Annotated in this window: 9 protein-coding genes; 6 read left to right on the plus strand and 3 right to left on the minus strand. The window is 65.9% G+C overall.

Annotation, left to right across the window (positions count from 1 at the left end; genetic code table 11):
* The 5 genes from J6500_RS26690 to J6500_RS26710 form a co-directional block, all read left to right on the plus strand.
* Positions 1–2,188, plus strand: a 2,188-nt coding sequence (locus J6500_RS26690; protein ID WP_225715681.1) for a 2-oxoglutarate dehydrogenase E1 component, incomplete at its 5' end; no start/stop codon positions are given.
* Between the two features lie 239 nt (positions 2,189–2,427).
* Entirely contained in the window at positions 2,428–3,681 is a 1,254-nt protein-coding gene (gene odhB / locus J6500_RS26695; RefSeq protein ID WP_225715682.1) for a 2-oxoglutarate dehydrogenase complex dihydrolipoyllysine-residue succinyltransferase, read from the plus strand.
* 72 nt (positions 3,682–3,753) lie between these two features.
* Complete coding sequence (locus J6500_RS26700; RefSeq protein ID WP_225715683.1) at positions 3,754–4,503, plus strand: SDR family oxidoreductase; 750 nt, start codon at positions 3,754–3,756, stop codon at positions 4,501–4,503.
* A gap of 27 nt (positions 4,504–4,530) precedes the next feature.
* Entirely contained in the window at positions 4,531–5,931 is a 1,401-nt protein-coding gene (gene lpdA / locus J6500_RS26705) for a dihydrolipoyl dehydrogenase (protein WP_225715684.1), read from the plus strand.
* A 118-nt stretch (positions 5,932–6,049) separates the two neighbouring features.
* Positions 6,050–6,580: a hypothetical protein gene (locus J6500_RS26710; protein ID WP_225715685.1), complete on the plus strand. Its 531-nt coding sequence runs from the start codon at positions 6,050–6,052 to the stop codon at positions 6,578–6,580.
* A 436-nt stretch (positions 6,581–7,016) separates the two neighbouring features.
* Here J6500_RS26710 and J6500_RS26715 read toward each other — a convergent pair whose 3' ends face one another.
* A complete protein-coding gene (locus J6500_RS26715) occupies positions 7,017–7,607 on the minus strand; it encodes a DUF4337 domain-containing protein (protein WP_225715686.1) in 591 nt (196 codons plus the stop codon).
* A 127-nt stretch (positions 7,608–7,734) separates the two neighbouring features.
* Positions 7,735–8,706 carry a tyrosine recombinase XerC gene (locus J6500_RS26720; RefSeq protein ID WP_225715687.1) on the minus strand — a complete coding sequence of 324 codons (972 nt, stop codon included), beginning with the start codon at positions 8,704–8,706 and terminating at the stop codon, positions 7,735–7,737.
* A 91-nt stretch (positions 8,707–8,797) separates the two neighbouring features.
* Here J6500_RS26720 and J6500_RS26725 point away from each other — a divergent pair, with 91 nt between their 5' ends.
* Positions 8,798–11,008, plus strand: a complete 2,211-nt coding sequence (locus J6500_RS26725; RefSeq protein WP_225715688.1) for a primosomal protein N' — start codon at positions 8,798–8,800, stop codon at positions 11,006–11,008.
* 226 nt (positions 11,009–11,234) lie between these two features.
* On the opposite strand, the gene J6500_RS26730 is transcribed toward J6500_RS26725, so the two are convergent.
* Positions 11,235–11,720, minus strand: a complete 486-nt coding sequence (locus tag J6500_RS26730) for a septal ring lytic transglycosylase RlpA family protein (protein WP_225715689.1) — start codon at positions 11,718–11,720, stop codon at positions 11,235–11,237.
* Positions 11,721–11,818 lie beyond the last annotated feature (98 nt).

Consider the following 11,818-nt stretch of genomic DNA (forward strand, 5'->3'; position numbering starts at 1 on the left):
CTTCGGCCTCGACGGCGGCGAATCGCTGATCCCGGCGCTGGAGCAGATCATCAAGCGCGGCGGCAATCTCGGCGTGAAGGAGATCGTCGTCGGCATGCCGCATCGCGGCCGCCTCAATGTGCTGACCCAGGTGATGGGCAAGCCGCACCGCGCGCTGTTCCACGAGTTCAAGGGCGGCTCGGCCAATCCGGACTCGGTCGAAGGCTCCGGCGACGTCAAGTATCACCTCGGCGCCTCCTCGGACCGCGAGTTCGACGGCAACAAGATCCATCTGTCGCTGACCGCCAACCCCTCGCATCTCGAGATCGTCGATCCCGTCGTGCTCGGCAAAGTGCGCGCCAAGCAGGATCAGCACGGCGATCCGCCCGACATGCGCATCTCGGTGCTGCCGCTGCTGATGCACGGCGACGCGGCGTTCGCGGGCCAGGGCGTGGTCGCCGAATGCTTCAGCCTGTCGGATCTGAAGGGCTACCGCACCGGCGGCTCGCTGCACTTCATCGTCAACAACCAGATCGGCTTCACCACCTATCCGCGCTACTCGCGCTCCTCGCCCTATCCGTCCGACGTCGCGAAGATGATCGACGCGCCGATCTTCCATGTGAACGGCGACGATCCCGAGGCGGTGGTGTTCGCCGCCAAGGTCGCGATCGAGTTCCGGCAGAAGTTCCATAAGCCGGTCGTCATCGACATGTTCTGCTACCGCCGCCACGGCCACAACGAGGGCGACGAGCCGGCGTTCACCCAGCCGGTGATGTACAAGCGGATCGCTTCGCAGCCCTCCACCCTCGAGATCTACGCCAAGCGGCTGATCGCCGACGGCGTGATCACCGAAGGCGAGGTCGAGAAGGCCAAGGCCGACTGGCGCGCGCGGCTCGATGCCGAGTTCGAGGCCGGCACCGGCTACAAGCCGAACAAGGCCGACTGGCTCGACGGCAAATGGGCCGGCTTCAAGATCGCCGACCAGGAAGAAGACGCCCGCCGCGGCGTCACCGGCGTCGATATCGCGGTGCTGAAGGACATCGGCCGCAAGATCACCAAGGTGCCGGACGGCTTCCGCGTCCACCGCACCATCCAGCGCTTCCTCGACAATCGCGCTAAGGCGATCGAATCAGGCGTCGGCATCGACTGGGCGACCGGCGAGGCGCTGGCGTTCTGCACGCTGCTGCAGGAAGGCCACCACGTCCGGCTGTCCGGCCAGGACTCCGAGCGCGGCACCTTCTCGCAGCGCCATTCGGTGCTGATCGATCAGGAAGACGAGAGCCGCTACACGCCGTTCAACCATCTCGGCGGCGACGACACCGGCCACTTCGAGGTGATCAACTCGCTGCTGTCGGAAGAGGCGGTGCTCGGCTTCGAATACGGCTACTCGCTCGCCGAGCCGAACGCGCTGGCGATGTGGGAGGCGCAGTTCGGCGACTTCGCCAACGGTGCGCAGGTCGTGTTCGACCAGTTCATCTCCTCGGGCGAGCGCAAATGGCTGCGCATGTCGGGTCTCGTGTGCCTGCTGCCGCACGGCTACGAAGGGCAGGGGCCGGAACACTCCTCGGCGCGCCTTGAGCGCTATTTGCAGATGTGTGCCGAAGACAACATGCAGGTGGTGTATCCGACCACCCCGGCCAACTACTTCCACGTGCTGCGGCGCCAGCTGCATCGCGAGATCCGCAAGCCGCTGATCCTGATGACGCCGAAGTCGCTGCTGCGCCACAAGCGTGCGGTGTCGCGGCTCGAGGAGCTCGGCAAGAACGCGACGTTCCATCGCATCCTGTACGATGACGCGCAAATGCTGCCGAACGAGGCCATCAAGCTGCAGCCGGACGACAAGATCCGCCGTGTCGTGCTGTGCTCCGGCAAGGTCTATTACGACCTCTATGAGGAGCGCGAGAAGCGCGGCATCGATGACATCTACCTGATGCGCATCGAGCAGCTCTATCCGGTGCCGCTCAAGGCGCTGGTGCAGGAGCTTGGCCGCTTCAAGGGGGCCGAGATGGTCTGGTGCCAGGAAGAGCCGCGCAACATGGGCTCCTGGCATTTCATCGAGCCCTATCTCGAATGGGTGCTGAACCAGATCAATGCGCCGAACAAGCGTCCGCGCTATGCCGGCCGTCCGGCCGCGGCGGCGACCGCCACCGGCCTGATGTCCAAGCATCTGGCGCAGCTCAAGGCGCTGCTCGACGACGCACTGAACTAACGACCTTCACTGAAGCCATGCCCCGCCTCGTGCGGGGCATCCGGTATCCCGCGTCATCCAGCACAAGCGCTGTCGTCACGGAGTACCGGATCGTCTGCTTGTGGCGGACGGTGGCGGCACCAGAGCGTTTTCGAGCGAAGTGGATACCGGTTCGCGTGAAGAAAACGCGTCAAAACAACAAGCTGGAGCTGGAAACAGCTCTAGTGTTCATGACTGCAGGGTTATCTGAGGAAAAGACCATGACTGAAATTCGCGTTCCAACGCTCGGCGAATCTGTGACCGAGGCCACCATCGGGCGCTGGTTCAAGAAGGCGGGCGAGGCCGTCGCGGTGGACGAGCCGTTGGTGGAGCTGGAGACCGACAAGGTCACGATCGAGGTGCCGGCGCCGGCCGCCGGCACCCTCGGCGAGATCATCGCCAAGGACGGCGAGACCGTCGCCGTCGGCGCGCTGCTCGGCCAGATCAATGACGGCGCGGCTGCGGCGAAGCCCGCTGCCGCTGCCCCGGCCGCCAAGGCTGCCGCTCCCGCTGCGGCGCCTGCCGCTGCGCCGGCACCGGCTGCCGCCGCTGCGCCGAAGGCGCCGCCGGCCGATGCGCCGCTCGCCCCCTCCGTCCGCAAGCTCTCCGCCGAGAGCGGCATCGACGCCTCCACCGTGCCCGGCTCGGGCAAGGACGGCCGCGTCACCAAAGGCGACATGCTGGCCGCGATCGAGAAGGCCGCCTCGGCGCCGACCCCGGTCAACCAGCCGGCCGCGGCCGTGCAGGTGCGTGCGCCGTCGCCGGCCGACGATGCCGCCCGCGAGGAGCGCGTGAAGATGACCCGGCTGCGCCAGACCATCGCGCGCCGCCTCAAGGACGTGCAGAACACCGCCGCGATGCTGACCACCTTCAACGAGGTCGACATGACCGAGGTGATGAAGCTGCGCGCCCAGTACAAGGATGTGTTCGAGAAGAAGCACGGCTCGAAGCTCGGCTTCATGGGCTTCTTCACCAAGGCCGTCGTGCAGGGCTTGAAGGACATTCCCGCCGTCAACGCCGAGATCGACGGCAGCGATCTGATCTACAAGAACTACTATCACATCGGCGTCGCGGTCGGCACCGACCGCGGCCTCGTGGTGCCTGTCGTGCGCGACTGCGACCACAAGTCGATTTCCGAGATCGAGAAGTCGATCGCCGATTTCGGCCGTAGAGCCCGCGACGGCCAGCTCAAGATCGACGAGATGCAGGGCGGCACCTTCACCATCACCAATGGCGGCATCTACGGTTCGCTGATGTCGACGCCGATCCTCAACGCGCCGCAGTCCGGCATCCTCGGTATGCACAAGATCCAGGAGCGGCCGATGGTGGTCGGCGGCAAGATCGAGGTGCGCCCGATGATGTATCTGGCGCTGTCCTACGATCACCGCGTGATCGACGGCAAGGAAGCGGTCACCTTCCTGGTGCGCGTCAAGGAGAGCCTGGAGGATCCGGCGCGGCTCGTGCTCGACCTGTAAGGTCATTCGCGCGCGGCGCTCGACCTGATCGGGCGCCGCAATCGGTTTGAGCGCTCACGTTGGGGGATCAATATGACTGACAAGGTCGTCATCATCACCGGCGGCAGCCGCGGCATCGGCCGCGCCACCGCCCTCGCTGCCGCGGCGCGCGGCTATCGCATCGTGGTCGGCTATGCCAGCAACAAGACGGCGGCCGACGAGGTCGTCGCCCAGATCGAGGCCCGCAACGGCAAGGCCATCGCGGTGAAATGCGACGTCGCCGAGGAAGCCGAGATCCTCGACCTGTTCAAGGCGGCGGACAAGTTCGGTACGCTGGGCGCGCTGGTCAACAATGGCGGCATCGTCGGCACCAGCGGCGTGCGCGTCGACGAGATGTCGGCCGAGCGCATCCGGCGCGTGATGGCGGTCAACGTCACCGGCTCCATCCTCTGCGCGCGCGAAGCGGTGAAGCGGATGTCGACCAAGCACGGCGGCAAGGGCGGCGTCATCGTCAATTTATCCTCGGTCGCAGCGCGGCTCGGCGCGCCCAACACCTATGTGGATTATGCCGCCTCCAAGGGCGCGATCGATTCCTTCACCGTCGGCCTCGGTCATGAAGTCGCCGGCGAAGGCATCCGCGTCGCCGGCATCCGTCCCGGTCTGATCGACACCGAAATCCATGCCGCCGGCGGCGAGCCCGATCGTGCGCACCGGCTTGCGCATATGGTGCCGATGAAGCGCGTCGGCACTGCGGACGAAATCGCCAACGCCATCGTCTGGCTGCTCTCGGACGAGGCTTCCTATGTCACCAGCACGATCCTCGACGTGTCGGGCGGTCGCTAACAGTCAAAGAGTTACAGGACCTCAATCATGGCTTCTTACGATCTCGTCGTCATCGGCACCGGCCCTGGCGGCTATGTCTGCGCGATCCGCGCCGCGCAACTCGGCATGAAGGTGGCCGTCGTCGAGAAGAACGCGACGCTGGGCGGCACCTGCCTCAATGTAGGCTGCATGCCGTCGAAGGCGCTGCTGCACGCCTCCGAGATGTTCGAGGAAGCCGCGCACTCCTTCGCCAAGATGGGCGTCAGCGTTTCCGCGCCGAAGCTCGATCTTCCCGCGATGATGAACTTCAAGCAGCAGGGCATCGACGGCAACGTCAAGGGCGTCGAGTTCCTGATGAAGAAGAACAAGATCGACGTGCTCAAAGGCATCGGCAAGATCCTCAGCGCCGGCAAGGTCGAGGTCTCCGGCGACGGCAAGACCGAGACCGTCGAGACCAGGAACATCGTCATTGCCACCGGCTCCGATATCGCCCGCCTGAAAGGCATCGAGATCGACGAGAAGCGCATCGTGTCGTCGACCGGCGCGTTGTCGCTGGAGAAGGTGCCTTCTCACCTGTTGATCGTCGGCGCCGGCGTGATCGGGCTCGAGCTCGGCTCCGTCTGGCATCGCCTCGGCGCCAAGGTCACCGTCGTCGAATTCCTCGACCGCATCCTGCCCGGCATGGACGGCGAAGTGGCAAAGCAATTCCAGCGCATGCTGGAAAAGCAGGGTTTTGCCTTCAAGCTCGGCGCCAAGGTCACCGCGGTCGACACGTCAGGCAAGACCCTACAGGCCAAGGTCGAGCCCTCCGCGGGCGGCGCCGCGGAGACGATCGAAGCCGACGTCGTGCTCGTCTGTATCGGCCGCGTGCCCTACACCGAAGGCCTCGGGCTGAAGGAAGCCGGCGTTGCGCTCGACAATCGCGGCCGCGTCCAGATCGACGCGCACTTCTCGACCTCGGTGAAGGGCATCTACGCCATCGGCGATGTCGTCGCCGGGCCGATGCTCGCGCACAAGGCGGAAGACGAGGGCGTCGCCTGCGCCGAGATCATTGCGGGCCAGGCGGGCCATGTGAATTACGACGTTATCCCAGGCGTCGTGTATACCACGCCGGAAGTGTCGTCGGTCGGCAAGACCGAGGAAGACCTCAAGCAGGCGGGCGTGGCTTATACCGTCGGCAAATTCCCGTTCACCGCCAACGGCCGCTCCAAGGTCAACCAGACCACCGACGGCTTCGTGAAGGTTCTCGCGGATGCGAAGACCGATCGCGTGCTCGGCGTGCATATCGTCGGCCGCGAAGCCGGCGAAATGATCCATGAAGCCTGCGTTTTGATGGAGTTCGGCGGTTCGGCCGAAGATCTGGCCCGCACCTGCCACGCCCATCCGACCCGCTCGGAAGCGGTCAAGGAAGCCGCGCTTGCGGTGGGCAAACGCGCCATCCATATGTGATCTGGTCCGGCGCGAGCCGGCTGAGCGCGATCCCGGTGACGGAAAGCCGGCTTCACGCTCTGGCAAAGAGATGAGATCATGATGCTGTCCATCGCATCATGATCGAGAGATCACGACGATGTTGCGCCGCTTGCTTCAGCCGCTCTGGGTCCTGCTTGCGATCATCTTCTTGATCGAAGCGTGGCTGTGGGATCACCTCGAGCCGATCGTGGCGCGCGTGGTGGCGGCCATCCCGCTGCACGCAATGAAGCACTGGGTCGCCGAGCGGGTGCATTCGCTGTCACCGGAGATGACGCTGATCATCTTCGTCGTGCCGGCGATTTCGCTGTTTCCGCTCAAGCTGATCGGGCTGTGGCTGCTCGCCCACGGGTTCTGGCTGACCGCGGTTTTGCTGATCCTGCTTGCGAAATTCGTCGGTGTCGGCATCACCGCGTTCCTGTTCGACGTGACGCGGCCGAAGCTGATGCAGATGCACTGGTTCCGCACGCTCCATGATTTCGTCATCACGCTGCGCGCCAAGGCCACCGCTCTGGTCGAACCGGTCAAGCAGCGCGCCCTGGAAATCCTGCGCGGCGATGGCGACGGCTGGGCCGCCCGCACCTTCCGCACGATCGCACGCTTCCGCAAAAGCGTGCACCAGGCGCGCTAGTTCCTCCACGCAAAAGCTATTGCGTTCGTCATCCTGCGTGCGCAAAAGGCAAAGCCTTTGCGCGGAGGTGGCGGAATGAATAGTGGTGCAGCGAATTTCGCTGTCGTCCCGGCGAAGGCCGGGATCCATAACCACAGGGCTCGGTTGTTGAAGAAGGCTGTGGCCCCAGCGTCGTGCAACAATGGCGTTCGGTGGTTATGGGTCCCGGCCTTCGCCGGGACGACACCTCATATGCAGCACCGCTGCTCAATCCATCTCACTGAGGAGGTCGCGGAGCGACCGTCTCGAAGGATCGGCGGCCCACGCTCTCACATAAATTCGGAATATTAGAAGAATATCCCTGAGTTGCCCGACGTGTCAAGCTGCTCTATCGGGCGCCGGCTCCTTTGCATGGGGTTGTTTTTCGGCATTTTGGCAGCGCGGGCGCCGCCCGCCTTCAATGCAGGTGCAGCAGGTGCGGCTGGAACAGGCCGAGCGCGGTCATCGCGATGCCGGCGAGGGTCACGATCCCGGACACCCAGGCCAGCGTGAGGATGCCGGTGATGATGGTCGCCGACGCCAGCACGATGGCGATCTGGAAAGCGGCGGAGGCCAGCTCGAAGTGGTGATATTTCGCGGTCGCCTCGTCGCGCTCATGCTCGGCGTGCTTGGCGCGCTCGGCGAGCTGCTCCGAACCTTCGCCGGTGTCGGGCTCCGAGCGGTAGCGCGCCGCGGTCTTCTGCCAGTCGTCGATCTGCTTCTGCAGCGCCGCCTTGGCCGCATCGTCAGGGGCCGTGGCGAGGCTCAGCTTGCCCTGGTCGGCCGCGACCTGCACCGTGGTGCGGCGGATGCTCTTGGCCTGGAAGAACGCCCACAGGTTGGAGGCCTCGACATTCTTGCTGATCGCCTCGGTCTGCGCGCCCTTGCCGAGCGTTTCCGACAGCGCCAGGAACAGCGCGATCACGGCGATCAGGAGTGCGATCTTCTTGTTCTCGCCGCCGGCATGCTGGGCATGCTCGGCGTGCTCCATACTCTCATGTGCGCTCATGATTCCCCTCCGGATGCGATCGCGGCACGATTGCCGAATGCGGCATACAACGCAAGGGGTGGGCGATTTATGGCGGACGTATGAATATGAACGAATATGAACGGCGCCGTTCGCTGCACCATGCGGCTCAGCCGCGCGGATGCGCCGAGCGATAGACCTCGAGCAGGCGTTCGCTGTCGATGCCGGTGTAGATCTGGGTGGTCGACAGCGAGGCGTGGCCGAGCAATTCCTGGATCGCGCGCAGATCGCCGCCACGGCTGAGCAGGTGGGTGGCAAAGGAGTGCCGCAGCGCATGCGGCGTCGCGCTGTCGGGCAGGCCGAGCGCGCCGCGCAGCCGCTCCATCGTGAGCTGGATGATGCGCGGGCTGAGCGGTCCGCCGCGTGCGCCGACGAACATCGGCCCGGCCGGGTCGAGTTGATGCGGGCAGATCGCCGCGTAATCAGCGATCAGCTGCAGCACGTTCTGCAGCACCGGCACCATGCGGGTCTTGTTGCCCTTGCCGGTCACGACCAACACGTCGCCTGCACCCGGCTTCGGCACGTCGCGGCGTTTCAGTCCGAGCGCCTCGGAGATGCGCAGGCCCGAACCGTAGAGCAGCGCCATCACGGCGGCGTCGCGCATCAGGATCCAGGTCTCGCGCTCCTCGCCGGCGCGCTCGTCGGCATCGGCGAAGCGCTTTGCCGCCGCCATGTGAATCGGCTTCGGCAGACTCTTGGCCACTTTCGGCGCGCGGATCGCCGACAGCGCGCCGACCTTGCCCTTGCCTTCGCGTTCCAGGAAGCGGCCGAACGAGCGCAGGCCGGCCAGCGCCCGCATCAGCGACCGTCCGCCGATCTCGTCGGCGCGGCGCATCGCCATGAAGGCGCGGACGTCGCTTGCCTCCAGCGCGGCGAACCCGGCGAGCGTGACCTGCGCACCCCAATGCTCGGCCAGGAAGGCAAGGCACTGCCTGACGTCGCGGGCATAGGCCTCAAGCGTCTTCTGCGACAGCCGCCGCTCGCTGCGCAGATGCGACAGCCAGCGCGTCATCTCCTGCGTGATGGAGACGTCGGCGCAGTCGAGTTCGATCGGTTGAACGGGCTGATCGGTTCGGGCCATAAGGGCTATTGGTGCTGCGATTCTCCTGATTATATCGCACTTCTTTCGTTTACCGTTCGCTAAGGCGGCGCAGCGGTGCTAGGCGATCCCGATGGACCACACCACGCGCAGCAGCACGGCTTCCGCACCGGCGACGCGTGTCGTCGATGTGCTGGTGCCTGTCGCGCTGAACCAGACCTATTCCTATCGTGTGCCGCGCGGCATGGAGCTGGCGCCGGGCGACGTGATCGCCGTTCCGCTCGGGCCGCGCGAGGTCGTCGCGGTGGTATGGGCCGAGAATGCGAAGCCCGATCCGCGGCTGCACAACCGCCTCAAGGACGTCAGCGAGAAGCTCGACGTGCCGCCGCTGAAGCCGGAACTGCGTCAGCTGGTCGACTGGGTGTCGAACTACACGCTGTCGGCGCGCGGCATGGTGCTGCGGATGACGCTGCGGATGGGCGAGAACCTCGGGCCCGAGCGCACACGCCTCGGCGTGCGGCTGGTCGGCGAGCCGCCGCAGCGGCTGACGCCGGCACGGCGGCGGGTGATCGAGGTGCTGTCGGACGGCCTCTTGCACGGCAAGTCGGATGCGGCGAAGGAGGCCGGCGTCAGTTCCGGCGTGGTCGACGGCCTGGTCGACGAGGGCACGCTGACGGTGGAGGCGATGCCGCCGCCGGCACCGCCACCGGCGCCCGATCCGGCCTATGCGCAGCCGGATTTTTCACGCGAGCAGCGCAGCGCGGTCGACATGATGCGCACGCTCGCGGCGAGCGGCAGCTTCCACGTCGCGCTGCTCGACGGCGTGACCGGTTCCGGCAAGACCGAGGTCTATTTCGAGGCGATCGCCGAAAACATCCGGCGCGGCAGGCAATCGCTGATCCTGATGCCGGAGATCGCGCTGACCGGCCAGTTCCTCGACCGCTTTGCGCAGCGCTTCGGCGTGCGGCCGCTGGAATGGCATTCCGAGCTGACGCCGCGCACCCGCGCGCGCAATTGGGCCGCGATCTCCGAGGGCAAGGCACCGGTCGTGGTCGGCGCCCGCTCGGCGCTGTTCCTGCCCTATGCCGATCTCGGCCTCATCATCGTCGATGAGGAGCACGACCAAGCCTACAAGCAGGACGAAGGCGCGCATTATCACGCCCGCGATATGGCGGTGGTCCGCGCTCATATCGCCAAGATTCCGATCGTGCTGGCGTCGGCGACGCCGTCGGTCGAGAGCGAGGTGAATGCGCGCAAGGGCCGCTACCAGCGCGTCGCGCTGCCGTCGCGGTTCGGCGGCCAGCACATGCCGCATATCGAGGCGATCGACCTGCGTCGCGCGCCGCCGCCGCGCGGCCGCTTCATCTCGCCGCCGCTCGCCGAGCAGATCCGCTATGTGATTGAGCGCCGCGAGCAGGCGCTGCTGTTCCTCAATCGCCGCGGCTATGCGCCGCTGACGCTGTGCCGCGCCTGCGGCCATCGCTTCGCCTGCACCATCTGCGACGCATGGCTGGTCGATCACAGGTTCCGCCAGCGGTTGGTCTGCCACCATTGCGGCTTCTCGATGCCGCGCCCGAACATCTGCCCGCATTGCTCGGCGGAGGAATCGCTGGCCGCCGTCGGTCCGGGCGTCGAGCGGTTGCAGGAGGAGGCGGCGAGCATCTTCCCTGAAGCGCGCACTATGGTGCTGTCGAGCGATCTCGTCACCTCGATCGAGACCATGCGCAGCGAGCTGAACGAGATCGCCGAGGGCCGGGTCGATATCATCATCGGCACCCAGCTCGTGGCAAAGGGCCACAATTTCCCGCGGCTCAACCTAGTCGGCGTCGTCGATGCCGATCTCGGCCTCAGCAACGGCGACCCGCGCGCCGCCGAGCGGACCTTTCAGCTGCTCAACCAGGTGGTCGGCCGCGCCGGCCGCGAGCAGGGCCGCGGCGTCGGCTTCCTGCAGACCCATCAGCCCGAGCATCCCGTGATCAAGGCGCTGATCGCGAGCGACCGCGAGGCGTTCTACGCCAGCGAGATCGAGATCCGCGAGCGCACCGGCTATCCGCCGTTCGGCCGGCTGGCGAGCCTGATCGTCTCCGCCGGCGACCGTCCGACGGCGGAAGGCTTTGCGCGCAAGCTCGTCGCGGTGGCGCCGCTCGACGACCGGATCCAAGTGCTCGGTCCCGCCGAGGCGCCGCTCGCCGTCATCAAGGGCCGCTACCGCTTCCGCCTGCTGGTGAAGTCGCTGCGCAATGTCGACCTGTCGCAATATCTGCGCGAATGGCTCGCCGCCGGTCCCAAGACCAAGGGCAATCTGAAGCTCGAGATCGACGTCGATCCGCAGAGCTTTTTGTAGCTCCCACGCGCGTCATTCCGGGACGCGCCGCCGGCCCGGAATCCATCGGGCCGCACAACGTGTTGAGAATGGATTCCGGGCTCGTCGCTTTCGCGCCGCCCCGGAATGACGAGAGGAGAGATGCAAACAAAAAGCCTGCCGTCATTTGCGACGGCAGGCCATTTACTGGGACGCGCGAAGCACAGGCCCCGCGGCCACGACGCAACGCAACGCTTACTGAACGCGATTACATGACCTCGGCGGTGACGCGGCCGACGCCGCGGCCGGTCAGGCCGATGGCGCGGGCTGCGCCGGTCGAGAGGTCGAGCACGCGGCCGCGGATGAACGGGCCACGATCATTGATGGTGACGACCACGCTGCGGCCGCCATGAGTGACGCGGAGCTTGGTGCCGAACGGCAGCGAGCGATGGGCCGCGGTCATGGCGTTCTGGTTGAAGCGTTGACCGGAGGCGGTGCGGCTGCCGGACTCGTTGCCGTAGAACGACGCCATGCCCGAGAAGCTGTGGCCGCCGCCCGGCTGCACCGACGCATTTGCATTACGCCAGGACGACCCCTCGGCCTCGGCGTGATGATGGTGGTGGTGATGACGATGATGCCTGGACTTCGCGGACGCCTCGGTCACGCTGCCCCCAACCAGAAGCGTCGCGGCAACAACAGCAAGCGCCGTACGCGACTGGGTAACGCCCAGTACCATCTTCTTGATATTAGCCATTGATTTAAGACCCTCAGACAGTATTGCCACAAATGTGGCAAGTGGAACCCCCGTCCCTTCGTTGACCATCGCCGTTTGATTTCGCAATGAGGCATGAA

The sequence above is a fragment of the Bradyrhizobium semiaridum genome (assembly GCF_020329505.1).
In the GTDB taxonomy this organism is placed as follows: domain Bacteria; phylum Pseudomonadota; class Alphaproteobacteria; order Rhizobiales; family Xanthobacteraceae; genus Bradyrhizobium; species Bradyrhizobium semiaridum.

Coding starts and splice junctions, on each gene's coding strand:
- odhB (WP_225715682.1), top strand. CDS start 2,428: ATGACTGAAATTCGCGTTCCAACGCTCGGCGAATCTGTGACCGAGGCC.
- J6500_RS26730 (WP_225715689.1), bottom strand. CDS start 11,720: ATGGCTAATATCAAGAAGATGGTACTGGGCGTTACCCAGTCGCGTACG.
- J6500_RS26715 (WP_225715686.1), bottom strand. CDS start 7,607: ATGAGCGCACATGAGAGTATGGAGCACGCCGAGCATGCCCAGCATGCC.
- J6500_RS26700 (WP_225715683.1), top strand. CDS start 3,754: ATGACTGACAAGGTCGTCATCATCACCGGCGGCAGCCGCGGCATCGGC.
- J6500_RS26720 (WP_225715687.1), bottom strand. CDS start 8,706: ATGGCCCGAACCGATCAGCCCGTTCAACCGATCGAACTCGACTGCGCC.
- J6500_RS26710 (WP_225715685.1), top strand. CDS start 6,050: ATGTTGCGCCGCTTGCTTCAGCCGCTCTGGGTCCTGCTTGCGATCATC.
- J6500_RS26725 (WP_225715688.1), top strand. CDS start 8,798: ATGGACCACACCACGCGCAGCAGCACGGCTTCCGCACCGGCGACGCGT.
- lpdA (WP_225715684.1), top strand. CDS start 4,531: ATGGCTTCTTACGATCTCGTCGTCATCGGCACCGGCCCTGGCGGCTAT.